This window comes from Paraburkholderia sp. HC6.4b (genome assembly GCF_014200875.1).
In the GTDB taxonomy this organism is placed as follows: Bacteria; Pseudomonadota; Gammaproteobacteria; order Burkholderiales; family Burkholderiaceae; genus Paraburkholderia; species Paraburkholderia tuberum.
Genome location: NZ_JACHDC010000005.1, coordinates 55,900 through 71,185, shown reverse-complemented (window position 1 = coordinate 71,185; position 15,286 = coordinate 55,900). Strand labels below are relative to the sequence as shown.

General features: G+C 66.0%; 15 protein-coding genes. 4 read left to right on the top strand and 11 right to left on the bottom strand.

All coding sequences use genetic code 11. The features are described from left to right. Positions 1-84 precede the first annotated feature (84 nt). The 4 genes from HDG34_RS09015 to HDG34_RS09000 all read left to right on the top strand — a co-directional run bounded on the left by HDG34_RS09015 (position 85) and on the right by HDG34_RS09000 (position 4,375). On the top strand, positions 85-696 hold the full coding sequence (locus tag HDG34_RS09015; protein ID WP_184059364.1) for a DUF4126 domain-containing protein: 612 nt from the start codon (positions 85-87) through the stop codon (positions 694-696). Positions 697-797: 101 nt separating this feature from the next. Next, positions 798-3,287, top strand: coding sequence for an ABC transporter permease (locus HDG34_RS09010; protein ID WP_260321114.1), 2,490 nt, complete (start codon positions 798-800; stop codon positions 3,285-3,287). A gap of 37 nt (positions 3,288-3,324) precedes the next feature. Continuing rightward, complete coding sequence (locus HDG34_RS09005) at positions 3,325-3,738, top strand: group II truncated hemoglobin (protein WP_184021737.1); 414 nt, start codon at positions 3,325-3,327, stop codon at positions 3,736-3,738. Beyond that, positions 3,731-4,375 (top strand): DUF924 family protein, encoded by a 645-nt coding sequence (locus HDG34_RS09000; RefSeq protein ID WP_184059360.1) that lies wholly within the window; start codon positions 3,731-3,733, stop codon positions 4,373-4,375. The genes HDG34_RS09005 and HDG34_RS09000 overlap by 8 nt, the downstream gene beginning before the upstream one ends. 54 nt (positions 4,376-4,429) lie before the next feature. Here the strand turns inward: HDG34_RS09000 and HDG34_RS08995 are convergent, their stop codons facing one another. The 11 genes from HDG34_RS08995 to HDG34_RS08945 all read right to left on the bottom strand — a co-directional run bounded on the left by HDG34_RS08995 (position 4,430) and on the right by HDG34_RS08945 (position 14,986). Beyond that, entirely contained in the window at positions 4,430-6,481 is a 2,052-nt protein-coding gene (locus HDG34_RS08995; protein ID WP_184059358.1) for a glycosyltransferase family 39 protein, read from the bottom strand. A gap of 282 nt (positions 6,482-6,763) precedes the next feature. Further along, positions 6,764-7,510 (bottom strand): SDR family oxidoreductase, encoded by a 747-nt coding sequence (locus HDG34_RS08990; RefSeq protein WP_184059356.1) that lies wholly within the window; start codon positions 7,508-7,510, stop codon positions 6,764-6,766. Positions 7,511-7,575: 65 nt separating this feature from the next. After that, positions 7,576-8,163, bottom strand: coding sequence for a TIGR00730 family Rossman fold protein (locus HDG34_RS08985; protein WP_184059354.1), 588 nt, complete (start codon positions 8,161-8,163; stop codon positions 7,576-7,578). Positions 8,164-8,165: 2 nt separating this feature from the next. Beyond that, positions 8,166-8,891: a TetR/AcrR family transcriptional regulator gene (locus HDG34_RS08980; protein ID WP_090803741.1), complete on the bottom strand. Its 726-nt coding sequence runs from the start codon at positions 8,889-8,891 to the stop codon at positions 8,166-8,168. Positions 8,892-9,171: 280 nt separating this feature from the next. After that, positions 9,172-9,855, bottom strand: coding sequence for a diacylglycerol kinase (locus HDG34_RS08975; protein WP_184059352.1), 684 nt, complete (start codon positions 9,853-9,855; stop codon positions 9,172-9,174). A gap of 20 nt (positions 9,856-9,875) precedes the next feature. Then, positions 9,876-10,907, bottom strand: coding sequence for a glycosyltransferase family 1 protein (locus HDG34_RS08970; protein ID WP_184059774.1), 1,032 nt, complete (start codon positions 10,905-10,907; stop codon positions 9,876-9,878). A 48-nt stretch (positions 10,908-10,955) separates the two neighbouring features. Next, positions 10,956-11,897 carry a UDP-2,3-diacylglucosamine diphosphatase gene (locus HDG34_RS08965; RefSeq protein WP_090803742.1) on the bottom strand — a complete coding sequence of 314 codons (942 nt, stop codon included), beginning with the start codon at positions 11,895-11,897 and terminating at the stop codon, positions 10,956-10,958. A 767-nt stretch (positions 11,898-12,664) separates the two neighbouring features. Continuing rightward, the gene (locus HDG34_RS08960) at positions 12,665-13,189 is read right to left on the bottom strand and encodes an RDD family protein (protein WP_184059350.1); all 525 of its coding nucleotides are present in this window, start codon (positions 13,187-13,189) and stop codon (positions 12,665-12,667) included. A gap of 21 nt (positions 13,190-13,210) precedes the next feature. After that, the gene (locus HDG34_RS08955; protein ID WP_184059348.1) at positions 13,211-13,978 is read right to left on the bottom strand and encodes a DUF3106 domain-containing protein; all 768 of its coding nucleotides are present in this window, start codon (positions 13,976-13,978) and stop codon (positions 13,211-13,213) included. 16 nt (positions 13,979-13,994) lie between these two features. Beyond that, on the bottom strand, positions 13,995-14,426 hold the full coding sequence (locus tag HDG34_RS08950; protein WP_184059346.1) for a DUF3619 family protein: 432 nt from the start codon (positions 14,424-14,426) through the stop codon (positions 13,995-13,997). Then, a complete protein-coding gene (locus HDG34_RS08945; RefSeq protein WP_184059344.1) occupies positions 14,423-14,986 on the bottom strand; it encodes an RNA polymerase sigma factor in 564 nt (187 codons plus the stop codon). Before HDG34_RS08945 ends, HDG34_RS08950 begins: the two co-directional genes overlap by 4 nt. Positions 14,987-15,286 lie beyond the last annotated feature (300 nt).

Here is a 15,286-nt window from a genome sequence, read left to right as displayed (position 1 = left end):
TTGGCGAGCCTGATGGCTTCGGCGCGGAACGCCCGCTCGTTCCCGCCGCGGCGCCTGGCACGCACTTAGCGCGTGGAGGCGGCCATGCTTGAATCACTTTCACTTGCAGCGGGCCTTTCATGGGGCAGCGGTCTGCGCCTCTATCTGACGGTCCTCCTGGCCGGCGTGTTCGAACGTCTTGGCCTGATTCACTTGCCGAACACATTGTCCGCGCTGTCATCGCCATGGGTGATCGGTGCGGCGGCCGTGCTGACGCTGGCCGAATTCTTCGCCGACAAGATCCCCGCGTTCGATTCGCTGTGGGATGCGATCCACACCTTCATCCGCATTCCGGCCGGCGCCGTTCTGGCCGCCGGCGCGCTCGGCCACGCCGATCCGACGCTGCTGAGCGTTGCCGCGCTCGCGGGCGGCACGCTCGCCGGCACCGCGCATCTCGCGAAGGCGGGCACGCGCGCGCTGATCAACCTGTCGCCGGAGCCGGTGTCGAACCTCGTCACGTCGACCGCCGAGGACGGCCTCGTGGTCGGCGGCGTACTGCTTGCGCTGTTCGTGCCGCTCGTGTTTCTGGTCTTGATGGTAGGCTTCCTTCTGCTCGCGGCGTGGGCATTGCCGCGATTGTGGCGTGGCGTGCAGGGCGGTTTTCGCGGCATGGCCACGCACATGGTGTCGCGATTTGCGAGGAGCAGGCACGATTGAGCGAAGCACTACCAGGATCCAAGGCGGGTTCAAGAACGCGCGCCGACACGAGACCGGCGCGGCGGCTCGGCGGCATCGATCTGTTGCGCCAGGCCATGCGGATGACGGCGCGCGACTGGCGCGCGGGCGAACTGACGATGTTGCTGCTCGCGCTCGTGCTGGCGGTCGCGGCGTTGTCGAGCGTCGGGTTTCTGGGCGATCGGCTGCATCAGGGGCTCGAGCGCGATGCGCGGCGCATGATCGCCGCCGACTTCATCGTGCGCGCCGATCATCCGGTCGATCCGCAATTCGCCGCCGAGGCGCACGCCATGGGCCTGCGCACCGCCACCACGGCGATCTTTCCCAGCATGATCAATTCGACCGGCGCGCAGCCGGCGTCGCGGCTCGCCGCCGTCAAGGCGGTGTCGCCCGGCTATCCGTTGCGCGGCGCGTTGCGCATCGCGGCGGCGCCCGGTGCGGCCGATCATCCGGCGACGTCCATTCCGGCGCCGGGCACCGTGTGGGTCGACCAGCAGTTGCTCGACGCGCTGAAGCTGAAGATCGGCGATGCGGTGAAGCTCGGCAATCGCAACTTCACGGTCGGCGCGCTGATCACGCGCGAGCTCGATCGCGGCTTTTCGTTCGTCAACTTTTCACCGCGCCTGATGCTGAATGCCGCTGACGTACCGTCGACGGGCCTGATCACCTATGGCAGCCGCGTCACGTACCGGCTGCTGGTCGCCGGTTCAGACGACGCGGTCGCGCGCTTCGCGCAGTTTGCGCATGAGCACGTCGACGGCGGCAAGCTGCGCGGCGTCGCGCTCGAGTCGCTGCAGGACGGCCAGCCGCAGGTGCGTCAGACGCTCGATCGCGCGGGCCATTTCCTGACGCTCGTGTCGCTGTTGACCGCGCTGCTCGCGGCCGTCGCGATCGCGATGGCCGCGCACCGCTATATGCGCCGGCATCTCGACGGCTGCGCGGCGATGCGCTGTCTCGGCGTGAGCCAGGCCGCGCTGCGCGCGCTGTTCACGCTCGAATTCGTCGGGCTGGGCGTACTCGGCGGCGTGCTCGGCGTGGCGCTCGGTTATCTCGGGCATCTCGCGCTGCTGACGTGGCTCGGCGGCCTGATCGACGTGGTGCTGCCGCAGCCGACGCTGTGGCCCGCGCTCGAAGGCATCGCGGCCGGCCTCGTGCTGCTGCTCGGCTTCGCGCTGCCGCCGCTGTTGCCGCTCACGCGCGTGCCGCCGGTGCGCGTGCTGCGGCGTGAATGGGGCGAGGAGGGACGCACTGCGTGGGCCGCCTACGCGGTCGGCATCGTGCTGTTCGCGGGGCTGCTGATACTCGCCGCGGGGGAATTGAAGCTCGGGGGCATCGTCGCGGGTGGATTCGCGGGCGGGCTGCTGGTGTTCGCCGGCATCGCGCGGCTCGCGTTGTGGGGCGCGGCGCGCGTGGTGCGCAGCGAGCGCGTCAATGCGGGCATCGGCTGGCGCTATGCGCTGGCGTCGCTCGAGCGGCGCAGCAGTACCAGCACGCTGCAGATCACCGCGCTCGGCATCGGCCTGATGTGCCTGCTGCTGATCGCGATGACGCGCAACGACCTCGTGCAGGGCTGGCGCAAATCGACCCCGCCCGATGCGCCCAACGAGTTCATCATCGACATCCAGCCCGATCAGCGCGACGCGGTCACGCAGTATCTGGACGCGCACGGCATCGCCGGCGCGGCGCTGTCGCCAATGGTGCGCGGGCGGCTCGTCGCGATCAACGGTAAGGCGGTCAATCCGGATTCGTTCAAGGGCGAGGATGCGCGGCGACTGGTCGACCGCGAGTTCAACCTGTCCTACACGACGCAACTGCCCGACGACAACCGGATCGCCGCGGGAACCTGGTTCGGCGAGACGACGAAGCCGCAGATCTCGATCGAGCAGGGTCTCGCGAAGCTGATCAACGTGAAGCCCGGCGACGTGCTGCGCTTCGACGTGACGGGGCTGACTGTCGAGGCGCCGGTGACGAGCGTGCGCAAGCTCGACTGGGGTTCTTTCAAGGTCAACTTCTTCGTGCTGATGCCGCCGGTTTCGTTGCAGGATTTTCCGGCGACGTTCATCACGAGCTTCCATCTGCCGGTGGAGAAACAGTCGACGATCGATGGCCTGATCGCCGCGTATCCCAATCTGACCGCGATCGATACCGGCCCGATCCTCGCGCAGGTGCAGCGCGTGTTGCAGCAGGTGATCGGCGCGGTGCAATTCCTGTTTGCGTTCACGCTCGCGGCCGGCGTGCTGGTGCTATACGCGGCGCTCGCCGGCACGCGCGACGAGCGTATGCGAGAATCCGCGCTGCTGCGTGCGCTGGGCGCATCGCATCGTCAGGTGCGGTCGGTGCAGGTGTCCGAATTCGTCGCGGTCGGTGCGCTTGCCGGCCTGATGGCGGCGCTCGGCGCGCAGATCGTCGGCTCGATGCTGGCCACGCACGTGTTCGAGTTTTATCTGGACTTCGATCCGTGGCTGCTGCCGGTGGGCGTTGCGGCCGGCATCGCGTGCGCCGGTGTCGGCGGGTGGCTGAGTTTGCGGCATGTGTTGGCGCGGCCGGCGCTGCAGTCGCTGCGCGACGCGTGAGTTTTCCTGGTGATGTCTTTTTGCTGTTGAGCAGGGTATGAGCGATTTGAACGACGAAGTGTCCTCGGACAAGCCGACGGCCTTCGAACTGGTGGGCGGCGAGACGCGCGTGCGCGACCTGGTCGACCGCTTTTACGACCTGATGGATCTCGAGGCGGATTTCGCCGGGATTCGCGCGCTGCATCCGGCGTCGCTCGAGGGTTCGCGCGACAAGCTATTCTGGTTTTTGTGCGGCTGGCTCGGCGGTCCCGATCATTACATCGGCCGCTTTGGCCATCCCCGTCTGCGCGCGCGGCATCTGCCGTTCGCGATCGCGTCGAGCGAGCGTGACCAGTGGTTGAGGTGCATGGCATGGGCGATGGAGGATGTCGGCTTGCCGGAACCGCTGCGCGAGCGCCTGCTCGGCTCGTTCTTCGAAACCGCCGACTGGATGCGCAACCGCAATGGCTGACACGCCGCCGCACGCCACCTCGGCACCGTATTCGGTCGAAGCCGACTATGCGGCGCTCGCGCCGCGGGCGCGCGAGGTTCTCGACTGCTGGTTCGGCGCGCCGGGCACGCCGCAGCGCGGCACGGAGCGCAAGTTCTGGTTCAAGCGCGATGACGCCGTCGATACGATGCTGCGCGAACGTTTCGGTAACCTGATCGATGCGGCGAACGCGGGTCAGCTCGACGCATGGCAGAGCACGCCGTTGGGTGCGTTGGCGCTCGTCATCGTGCTGGACCAGTTTTCCCGCAACTGCCATCGCAATACGCCGCGCGCCTTCGCGACCGACGGCAAGGCGCTGCAAACCGCGCAACGGATCATCGCGAGCGGCGCCGATCGGCTGTTGCCGGACGTGCAGCATCGCGCGTTCGCGTATCTGCCGTTCGAGCACGATGAAACGCTCGCGAGCCAGCAGGAGTCGCTGCGACTCTTCAAACAGCTTGCGGCGGAGCCGGGCGGTGACGGCTACTATCAGTACGCGCTGCGCCACGCGAAAGCGATTGAACGATTTGGCCGCTTTCCACATCGCAACGGGTTGCTCGGACGTGAATCGAGCGACGAGGAGATCGCGTTCCTGCGCGAGCCCGGTTCGTCGTTCTGACTCGACGCGGACGCGCGCGCGAGGCACTCGGCCAGCGCGACGCGTTGCGCGGCTCTATTCGTCGCCGTGCAGCTTGCCCGCCATCGGCGTGCGCACGAAGACGCGCAACAGCTCATCCGAATCGCCCGGTCGCGCACCGGACCAGAACAGCCGCCATTCGCCGGCCGGCGGCCGCGCGTTGTCGCGGCGGCTTTCCTCGATCAGCCAGGTGCAGGCGGTCGTGCGCGGATCTTCGCTCGGCTGATGCACGATGCCCGTGTAGTAGAAGAGCATCGGCGCTTCGGATTCGCCGAGTCCGGAGCTTGCCATGCAGTCGCCGTCGTTCCATTCGATATCCATCTTCGCGCCGAGGTCCCGGAACACCGAGCGGTAGCTTTTCGCGTAGTCGAGCCACGGCAGCAACAGCGTGCTGACGAGCCCCCAGACGAGCATCGCGCCCGCGCACCAGCTGAGCGCGCCGCGCCATTTGCCCGCGTACTTGAACGACGGCAGCAGCCACAGCCAGCCGATCGTCAGCAGCAGCGCGCCGACGATCAGCGCGGGCGAAATCGGCAGCACCCAGTCGAGCGGCAGCCAGCGGCCGAGCAGATGCAGCGACGCATGCGTGTTCGCGGGGGTCGTCATGATCGACCAGACGATCCACACGAGCGCGGCCGCGCTGCCGAACAGCACTCGGCTAGTCATATCCCAGCCGGTATGCAGGCGCGCCGGCAAACGTTCGACGCCCTGCATCGCGACCAGCGCGAGCGGCGCGATGAACGGCAGGATGTATAGCTCGCGAACCGTCGCCGAGCTTTGCAGCACCGCGAAACCGATACCCGCGAACAGCACCGGCAACGCGACGCGCGGATCGCGCCAGCGCCGCCATGCGCCACCGGCGAGCGCGGCCAGCGCGAGCGGTACGACCGGAAAGCCGACGCTCAGCACGGTGCGCAGTACGAACAGGTGGCTCTCGTTTTCGGAGCCGAGCTCGGCGACCGAAAAACCGAAGAAACGCCCGACGTTGTTATCCCACAACCACACCTTGAAGAGTGCCTCTGAGCGCAGGTAGAAGCAGATCGGCCAGATCAGCGCGAACGGCGCGCAGACGAGCGCGGCGAGGCCGAGCGCGCCGGCGAAGCCGCGGCTGCGGCATGCGGGATAGAGCAGCAGCGCCGCGCAGGTGGTGGCGCCGAACACGAGCGGTACGAACAGCCCCTTGGCGAGCAGCGACACGCCGACGCCCGCGCCGAACATCGTCGCGCCGCTGATGATCGCGTGACGCCGCTCGCGGGCATCGAGCGGTTCGGTCTGCCGGGCGGCTTGCGAGTGCATCGGTAAATACGACGCGGCGCGCGGGTCGTCACGCAGATGCACGAGTACGAGTTCGAACAGTCCGCAAAAGCCGAGCGCGGCGCCGGCCATCAGCGCGACGTCGGTCATCATGTCGTGCGCGTGTTTGACGACGACGAGTGTGCCGCCGAACAGCGCGAGCGTGCCGATCACGCGCAGGTCGAACCAGCTCGACGCAGCGACCGCGCGACGCGCGACCCGCGCGGTGTAATACACCGTCAGGCCCGCGAACAGCGCACTCGCGAGCCGTGCCGCATCGTGCAGAGGCAGATAGCGGCCGAACATCCACGCGAGGCCCGTGGCGACCCAATCGTAGATCGGCGGCTTTTCGACGAAGGGCTGGCCGGCATTGGTCGGCACGACGAGGTCGCCGGTATCGAGCATGTGCTGGACGATGCCGAATGTGTAGGTTTCGTCCTGCTTCCACGGTTCGTGGCCGAGAATGCCGGGGGCGAGCCACGCGCACAGGATCGCCAGCGCGACCAGCCACAGCAGCGGGCGGATCGCCGCGAGCGCGCGCCAACGCTGCAGGCCGCGCGTTGCGCGGTCGGCAGAAACGGCGGAGCCCGATGGATGGGCGGTGTCGGCGCTGTATACCGCTGCGGCCGAAGCCGCGGGGTCCCCGGCCGCCGGCTGGGTCTGCGCGCCGGCAAACGGGTGCGCGGTGCTGGCGGAAAGCGCGGCCTCGTGCGAGCCACCTGCTGGAGCGGCCGAGGTCGGGGCCGTCGCGTTGGCACTGTGCGCGCGCCAGCGCGTGGACTGCTGGTCTTGCATGGAAGTCTCTGGTCAGCGTACGCGGCGGCGTTGGCCTCGTACTTATGCTTTGCTTACGTCGCCTGCGGATGCATACGATCTGGTCGATTGTAGCGCCGCATTATTACTGAAGATTACGCCCGAACGAACGCGCGCGCATTCGATGCGCGGCTGTGCCGGTTTCATGAGAAATCGACCAGGGTTCGTGGGGAAGGAGGAGAGGGGGAGCGGGCTGGAAAGGCGCGGCCGTAGTGGACCGCGCCAAGTGTTTAAGGCTTGCGCCGCGTTGCGTGCGGCGTTCGCTCAGCGGCCGCCGGCGACGTCGAACAGCGCGCCCGTCACGTACGACGACGCGTCGCTGAGCAGCCACACGATGGCTTCGGCGACTTCGTCGGCGCGGCCGGGGCGGCCGAGCGGCGTGGTCGCGCCCAGTTGCGCGGCGCGCTCGGGCTTGCCGCCGCTCGCATGGATCTCGGTGTCGATCAGGCCCGGACGCACCGCGTTCACGCGCACGCCCTGCGGGCCGAGTTCTTTCGCGAGGCCGAGCGTCATCGTGTCGATTGCGCCTTTCGACCCCGCATAGTCGACGTATTCGTTCGGCGAACCGAGCCGCGCCGCCGCCGACGAAACATTGACGATCGCGCCGCCCGCGCCGCCGCGCTGGGTCGACATGCGCCGTGCCGCTTCCCGTGCGCACAGATAGGCGCCGAGCACGTTGACGTCGAACATGCGTTTCAGACGCGCGAAGTCCATATCGGCGAGCTGACTCGACGGCGCGACGATGCCCGCGTTGTTGACGAGCGCATCGATGCGGCCGAAGGATTGCTGCAGCGTATCGAACATGCCGGTCACGTCGGCTTCGTTCGCGACATCGCCGGCGATCGGCACCGCGCGGCCGCCCGCTTGTTCGACCTCTGCGACCGTCTGCTGCGCGGCGGCGAGGTCACGCACGTAGTTCACGCCGACGCACCAGCCGCGCGCGCCAAGCAGACGCGCGGTGGCACGGCCAATGCCGCGGCTGCCGCCGGTGATCAGAACAGCTTTCGTCATCGCAACCTCGTCGTTGGGGTGGTGCGTGCGCGGCGCGCTTCGCTCGGGTTCGGCGGACCCGGGATTCAGATCGCGTCGCTTTGGACCGCCGCCCATTTGTCGCGCGCGGGCGGCGCGTAGTGTTGCAGCTTGCCGATCAACGCGAGCGGATCGGCGTCGATCTGCAGCATGTCGAGATAGGTCTTGCGCATGAAGCCTTCGTCGACCGTGTGCTGAAGCAGGTCGATCAGCGGCGCGTAGAAGCCGTCGGTGTTCAGGAGTGCAACCGGTTTGCCGTGGTAGCCGAGCTGCGCCCACGTGAAGACCTCGAACAGCTCCTCGAGCGTGCCCGCGCCGCCGGGCATCGCGACGAACGCATCGGACAGCTCGGCCATCATCTTCTTGCGATGATGCATGTCGGGCACCACGTGCAGTTCGGTCAGGCCGTTATGCCCCACTTCCTTGCTGACGAGCAGCTCGGGAATCACGCCGATCGCGCGGCCGCCTTCGGCCATCACGGTATCGGCGATCACGCCCATCAGCCCCACCTTGCCGCCGCCATAGACGAGCGCGAGATCGGCCTCGACCAGCGCACGGCCGAACACGCGCGCCGCCTGCGCATACAACGGTTTGGCTCCCATCGAGGAGCCGCAATAGACACACACCGACTTCATGCTCAACTGTCCTTCGATTCGTTGCGAGGCGCGGCGCCTTCACGCGGCGGCAGGTAGTCGTAGAACTCGCGCTTGGGCAGCCTGCCCGATACGAGGTCGTCGAACAGCTGCCGCGAGCGGCCGCGCAGGTAGGGCGCCATCAGCGAGACGATCTGCACGCTGACCTGATGCAGCTCTTCGCGGATCGCTTCCTGCTCGTTGTATTTGCGCGGATTCATCACGAACTGATATGACAGCCAGTACGTGCCGATCACGCCGACGTTGGTCGCGATCACCTGCATTTCCTGCGGCGTCGCGACCATTTCGCCGTCGGCGACGAGCTGTTCGCAGAACTGGCTCGCGAAGCGCACCTTATGGCTGATGATCTGCTTGAAGTGCGTCTCGAGCGTGCGGTTGCGCGCGAGGAGGTCGTTCAGGTCGCGGTACAGGAAGCGGTAGCGCCACGTGAAATCGACCATGTACTGCAGATACGACCACATCTCGTCGATGGTCGCGCGATGGTCGTCGGGGAAACGCAGACGCTTCTCGATCTCCTGCTCGAACTGGCTGAAGATGCTGTTGATGATGTCGTCTTTGTTGCGGAAGTGGTAGTACAGGTTGCCTGGGCTGATTTCCATTTCCTCGGCGATCGTCGTCGTCGTGACGTTCGGCTCGCCGATTTCGTTGAACAGCTTCAACGACAGTTCGAGAATCCGTTCGCGCGTGCGGCGGGGAGGTTTGGCTTCCATGTCGTCCGGCCCTGGTTATGCCGGGCTGGGCGCGTGGCGGCGTGCCGCTGCTGCGTGTTCCACCCGGATGCGGTTGGTATATTGAGCTCTCCCGAACCCGCCGACACGCGGCGGGCTCCCCGAAAGGGCAGGATGAGGCGAGGCGCGGATCCGTTTGCGCGAGCGCTTTCCTGTGAGACCGTCAAACGATTATAAACCGAGCGTTCTAATACCCAACCGCCTGCGCGGATTTTCATCCTGTGGGGCGTGGCGAAGCGTGCGCTTCAACCCGCATCGAACCTCAAAGCCACGCGCGAACCCAGCCGACGACCAGCGGCCCGACGATGACTCCCCACGTCATCACACACATGCCGAGCGCGACCATCACGGCCGCACTGCCGAGATCCTTCGCGCGGCGCGACAACTCGTGACGTTCGAGCGAGATCCGGTCGATTGCCGCTTCGACGCTCGAATTGAGCAGCTCGACGATCAGCACGAGCAGCACCGAGCCGAGCAGCAACACGCGCGACACGGGATCGACGGGCACGACGAGGCCGCACGGAATCAGGATCGCGGCCAACGTGAGTTCCTGACGAAACGCGCTTTCCTCGCGAATCGCAACGCGAAAACCGGCCAGCGAGTTTTTCATCGCGTGCCATGCGCGCGTGAGGCCGCGGTTGCCTTTGTAGGGGTTGAAGGGCAGCGGGGCGAGCGGGTCGTCGGGGCTGAGCGGTTCGTTGGGGGCGTCGTGGCTTGAGTCGCGAGTCGTGTCCTGGGTGGCGTCAGGTTGCACGCCACCCGCGACGCTGGCGCCGCCGGTCGTGGTCCTCGCGCCGTTCACCCGATGCACGGTATCCGCATGCCCGGTCATACCCGGCTCGCGTACGTCGTCGAACGGTTCGATGCTGGTGGTGTCGCGGGTGGACTCGACGGCGCGCAGTGCGCCGTTCGATGCGCCTTCGGCGCTGGATCGACTGCTTCGCATGGATGGCTCCGCGCGCCGCATCACGCAGCGGCGCTTTCCTCACGATACGCCGTATCGCGCAGCGGCTTCAGATGCGCGGCGAATTGTGCGGACGCCGCTGCCCACGAGAAGCGCTCGGCCCATGCGCGCGCATGCGACCGATCGATCTTCAGTGCCTCCAGACACGCTTCGCGCAGATCCTCGTGCATTGCACCGGCGCCGCCGTCGCCGAGCACGTCGATCGGGCCGGTGACCGGATAAGCGGCCACCGGCGTGCCGCATGCGAGCGCTTCGAGCAGCACGAGTCCGAACGTGTCGGTGCGGCTCGGAAACACGAAGACGTCGGCGGCCGCGTAGACCTTCGCGAGTTCGGCCTGCGACAGCACGCCCAGATAGTTGACCTGCGGATAGCGCGACTTCAGTTCGGCGAGCGCCGGACCTTCGCCCGCGACCCACTTCGAGCCGGGCAGGTCGAGCTGCAGGAATGCCTCGACGTTCTTCTCGACCGCCACGCGTCCCACGTACAGGAAGATCGGCCGCGCGGTGTTGAGCACCTTCGAGTCCATCGGGCGGAAGATTTCGAGATCGACGCCGCGCGTCCACAGCACGACGTTCGTGAAGCCGAACTTCTCGAGGTCCTGCTTGACGACGGGGGTCGGCGCCATTACCGCGAGCGACGGCTTGTGGAACCAGTGCAGAAACCTGTAGGTCGCCGCGAGCGGGATGCGAAAGCGCGCCTGCACGTACTCGGGAAAGCGCGTGTGATACGCGGTCGTGAACGGCAGCTTGTGTTCGAGCGCATACGCGCGCGCGGCCATGCCCAGCGGACCTTCGGTCGCGATGTGCAACGCGTCGGGCGCGAAACGGTCGATGCGCTCGCGCAGCCGGCGGCGCGGCAGCAACGACAGGCGTATCTCCGGGTAAGTCGGGCACGGGATGGTGCGGAATTCGAGCGGCGTCAGCAGATCGACCTGATGGCCGAGCGCGGTGAGTTCGCGCCGGGTGTTCTTCAGCGTGCGTACGACACCGTTGACCTGCGGCTCCCATGCGTCGGTGACGATCATGATCTTCATCGCGTTGTTCATCGCTGCGGGCCCTGTGGAAGTGGAGAGTGGAAGTGCTCAGGCAGTGGCGCGGGCTTTTTGCGTGCCCGCCTGGGGCGCGCGCAGCGCAGTCCAGAAGATCACCTTGAGCTCGCCTTCATAAGTCTCGACGAGCGCCGACAGACTCTCGACCCAATCGCCATCGTTGCAATAGAGCACGCCATCGATCTCGCGCATCTCGGCCTTGTGGATGTGGCCGCAGACGACGCCGTCGCAGCCGCGGCGACGCGCTTCGTCGGTCATTACGCGTTCGAACGACGAGATGAAGTTGACCGCGTTCTTGACCTGATGCTTCAGGTATTGCGACAGCGACCAGTACGGAAATCCGAGCTTGCTGCGAATGCGGTTGAACCAGCGGTTCAGCACGAGGATCATCGTGTACAGCGTGTCGCCGAGATAGGCGAGCCATTTCGCGTGCTGGATCACGCCGTCGAACAGATCGCCGTGCACGATCCACAGCCGCTTGCCGGCGAGCGTCGTGTGGAACGCTTCGCCGCGTACGTGGATGTCGCCGAACGCGAGGTCGCAGAACTGGCGCGCGGCTTCGTCGTGATTGCCGGGTACGTAGATGACCTGGGTGCCTTTGCGCGCTTTGCGCAGCACTTTCTGCACGACGTCGTTGTGCGCCTGCGGCCAGTACCAGCCTTTTTTCAACTGCCAGCCGTCGATGATGTCGCCGACGAGGTACAGGTACTCCGATTCGTTGTGGCGTAGGAAGTCGAGCAGATATCCCGCCTGGCAGCCGCTCGAGCCGAGATGGATATCCGAGAGCCAGATCGTGCGATAGCGATGCGGATCGTCGTGGCCGTCATCGGGATGATCGGCGCGGGCATCGAGTGATGGCGTCGCGGGCAGCGGCAGGCCGTGTTGAGTAGAACCCGGAGCGGGCCGGAACGCGACGGGGTCGACGCTCGGTCCGGTTTGACGAAACAGGGAAGTCGCGGACGTATTGGGGTCCATGGCTCACGCGTCGAGTGGCGGTGCCCGTATTGGGCCGGGTGCGCGTGACTGCGGCGTGACAGTCATGAGAAGTTCTTATTACGGAGGGGCCTTGGCGGGGCCTGTTTTTTCGTTGTTCTGGCTTTGTTGGCCTTTCCTTGTTGTCTTATCGGTCTATTAGCGTTGCCCCTGTGCGGGGCGGCACCTACTTTCTTTGCTGCTGCAAAGAAAGTAGGCAAAGAAGACAGCTAAAACCGCAAACTTTTAAGCGGGTCCCCTGGCTTGGAGGGGGTAGTGGTGCATCTGGAATCCGGGCCCCCGCACATTCCGCCGTTCGTGACAAAGCCGTCATCCCTCCCACTCCGCACTACGTGCGTCGCGGACGGGTCTGCCTGGGAAACCAATGGTTTTGCCCGCGCAGCGGGGGCCGTCGGCTGCGCCTCGGCGATGCGCCGAAACCACCAGTGGGTTTTGAACGGGGTTTCGGTGCGCGTAGCGCCGCCGGAAGAATGACTGCCTTGTCACTAGCGCGGAATGTGCGGGAGCACGGATTCCAGATGCACCACTACCTCACGCGGACCGAGGGACCAGCTTAAGAGTTTGCGGTTTTAGCTGTCTTCTTTGCCTACTTTCTTTGCAGCAGCAAAGAAAGTAGGTGCCGCCCCGCACAGGGGCTACGCTAATAGACCGACAAGCCAGCAAGGAAAGGCCAACACCGCACGAACAAAGGCAAAAAAGGCCTCCCACGCCCAAGGAGAGCACCGCATTCGGCCCATCGCCCACGCGCGCTAGCGCCCAACCGCTACCACCCGCGTCCCCGCGAGCCGATCATGCAAAAACTGCCGCTGCGGATCAAAACGCCCACTCGCGGCCCACACCACGAACCAGACGCCCGCAATAACAAGCGTCTGCGGCACCCGCAACCCAAGAAGTGGATGCAACGCCAGCGGCGGCAAAAACCACAACCAGGCGAACACATACCGCGCAATCGCCCGCCCAACCGAAACCGGCGCGCCATCAGCGCCAACAACCCGTAATCGCCAGGTTTTCATCGGCAGCGTCTGGCCGCCGTGCGTCCAGAACCAGACGAAGTACACGCCAACCACGAGGCCGATCCAGCCGGCGAGCAGGTTGTGATGCGCGAGCCCGTTACGCTGCTGCGTCAGCGTGCTGAACAGATAGCCGGCGACAAACACGACGCCGAACAGAATGACCGCTTCGTAGAGCAGTGCCGCGAGCCGTCGCCGGACGGTGGGCGCCGTGCCGCCGGGTGCGGCGGCAGGCAGGGTGGGGGTGGCGAGCGGCTGGGACACGTAATGGGTTCGGGGCCGGAATCAGGAGCCGTGGAAGATTGCCGGCGCTTCGGCAGGCGACACGGGCACCGGCGTCGCCGGTACGAAGCTGCCCGCCGCCGGAATCGCAGGCGTTGCCGGCAGCGAGGCCGCGGCCGGCGCGGAGGCAGCCGGCGCGGCGCTCGCCGCCGCGGCAGCACTGGCGCCGTGCTCGCGCGCATTCACGAACCGGTCGATGCCCTTGATCTCGTTGCGAGCCGATGGCGGCGCGCTGACGACGCTGGGGCGACGCTTGCGTTCGCTCGCGGCGAGCCGCTCCTTCGTTTCTTCGGGCAGCTGTTGGTACGCTTTCCACGCGTTCTGGCGCGCTTCGCGCGGCAACTCCTTCGAAACCTGGTAGTTTTCGCGCGCGACGCGGCGCTGATCGGGCGTCATGCGCACCCATTCACTCATGCGCTCATGCAGACGCTTTTGCGCATCCGGCGACATCTTTGCGTATCGCGACGCAATCTTGATCCACTTTCGCTTGCGTTCGTCGCTAAACGAATCCCATTGCGATGCGAATGGGGCCAGCGCGGCGTGGTCGGCGGCGCTCAGGCGTGACCACGCGAGGGGGCTATTGCTGCCCGGCAGGCCGGGCAATTCGACGGAAAGTGCGGGGGCGGGCGCGGGCGCGGCGACGTTGACGCCGGGCGACGGATTGCCCGCCGACGATGGGCTCGGGTGAAAGCGCGGATAGGTCGCGACAAACGACACCAGGGCCGCGATCGCGCATCCGAAAACAACGGCCAGGCCGCGCTTGTAACTCACCCGAGGAATCTCCCGCTCAGTGGGCGCGTGAAAGATACGCGTTGAAGCCGTGGTCGAGATAGGCATTGAGCGGCAGGTCGTCGCTTAGCATGGCGGCATCGATGTCGGCAAGTTCGGCGGTGCGCTGGTGATCTTCCCAGTACGCGATGCCGATCAGGCTCACGACCAGCGCGGCCAGCGGCCACGCGAGCGCGAAGCGGCGCAGCGGCCAGCGGCGGCGCGGCTCGAAGCCTCCCTGCGGTAGCCCCGCCATCCCGGCCGGCATGCCGGCGAACGCAGGCACGAACACCGGCTCGCTGACGGCTTCGGGCTTTTTGCGCGCCAACGCGGCACGACGCGCGGCAGCGAGCCGGTCGACGGTGGCGGGAGGGAGGCTGGCGGTGGTTTCGTCGAGCGCGCGGCGCAGTTGACGCGCAAACTCGAGTTCTGTGTTTTCAAGGGAGCTCATAGCGTGATTCCTTTCGCCTTGAGCGCTTGCGCCAGCGTGTGAGTGGCCCGGGAGCAGTGCGTTTTCACGCTGCCTTCGGAGCAGCCCATTGCGGCGGCAGTCTCGGCGACATCCATATCCTCCCAATAACGCATGAGAAACGCCTCCCGTTGACGTGCCGGTAATTTCTGGATCTCGTTGTCGATCGACTGCAGGACCTGCTCTCGTTCGAGCTTCTGTTCGTTGCTCTCGGCGCCAGCCGAACCCGCCTCGGCCTCGAGGGTTTCCAGCGGATCGAACTCGTCGTCGTCGGCATTGCCGAGCGACGAGAATAGACTAACCCAGGTGTTGCGTACTTTGGCACGGCGGAAATAGTCGTGCGTCGCATTCTGCAGAATACGCTGAAACAGCAGCGGTAGCTCGGCCGCCGGACGGTCGCCGTATTTCTCGGCGAGCTTGATCATCGCGTCTTGCACGATGTCGAGGGACGCATCGTCGTCCCGCACGGCGTAGACCGTCTGCTTGAATGCGCGCCTTTCGACGCCCGCCAGAAAATCGGCGAGTTCCTTGTCTGATGCCATCCGGTTGGGGTCGGCGCAGCAAGCGTGCGCGTAATCGGTCGAAAAATGTCGTAAAACTCGCGGATGCTAACAAACTTTTGCTCCGATAGGGTGAAACCTGCTCAAGCTTGCATTTGCATGACGGTCGACATTCCGTCCGATCGCGCGCTCTTACGCGCGAGCCAAATGGCAATATTTTCTTGACCGCGAGCGCGTCAGAAGCTATCGTCGCTGGTTCGCAACATAAGTGAGTTGTCTCAATTGAGGTGTGGCCCAAGAAGCCCTCCTGTCAACTGGACGCGCCGCTTGAACCCGAGCCAC

Coding starts and splice junctions, on each gene's coding strand:
- HDG34_RS09015 (WP_184059364.1), top strand. CDS start 85: ATGCTTGAATCACTTTCACTTGCAGCGGGCCTTTCATGGGGCAGCGGT.
- HDG34_RS08945 (WP_184059344.1), bottom strand. CDS start 14,986: ATGGCATCAGACAAGGAACTCGCCGATTTTCTGGCGGGCGTCGAAAGG.
- HDG34_RS08970 (WP_184059774.1), bottom strand. CDS start 10,907: ATGAAGATCATGATCGTCACCGACGCATGGGAGCCGCAGGTCAACGGT.
- HDG34_RS08985 (WP_184059354.1), bottom strand. CDS start 8,163: ATGAAGTCGGTGTGTGTCTATTGCGGCTCCTCGATGGGAGCCAAACCG.
- HDG34_RS08975 (WP_184059352.1), bottom strand. CDS start 9,855: ATGCGAAGCAGTCGATCCAGCGCCGAAGGCGCATCGAACGGCGCACTG.
- HDG34_RS08990 (WP_184059356.1), bottom strand. CDS start 7,510: ATGACGAAAGCTGTTCTGATCACCGGCGGCAGCCGCGGCATTGGCCGT.
- HDG34_RS08950 (WP_184059346.1), bottom strand. CDS start 14,426: ATGAGCTCCCTTGAAAACACAGAACTCGAGTTTGCGCGTCAACTGCGC.
- HDG34_RS08965 (WP_090803742.1), bottom strand. CDS start 11,897: ATGGACCCCAATACGTCCGCGACTTCCCTGTTTCGTCAAACCGGACCG.
- HDG34_RS09005 (WP_184021737.1), top strand. CDS start 3,325: ATGAGCGATTTGAACGACGAAGTGTCCTCGGACAAGCCGACGGCCTTC.
- HDG34_RS09010 (WP_260321114.1), top strand. CDS start 798: ATGACGGCGCGCGACTGGCGCGCGGGCGAACTGACGATGTTGCTGCTC.
- HDG34_RS08980 (WP_090803741.1), bottom strand. CDS start 8,891: ATGGAAGCCAAACCTCCCCGCCGCACGCGCGAACGGATTCTCGAACTG.
- HDG34_RS08995 (WP_184059358.1), bottom strand. CDS start 6,481: ATGCAAGACCAGCAGTCCACGCGCTGGCGCGCGCACAGTGCCAACGCG.
- HDG34_RS09000 (WP_184059360.1), top strand. CDS start 3,731: ATGGCTGACACGCCGCCGCACGCCACCTCGGCACCGTATTCGGTCGAA.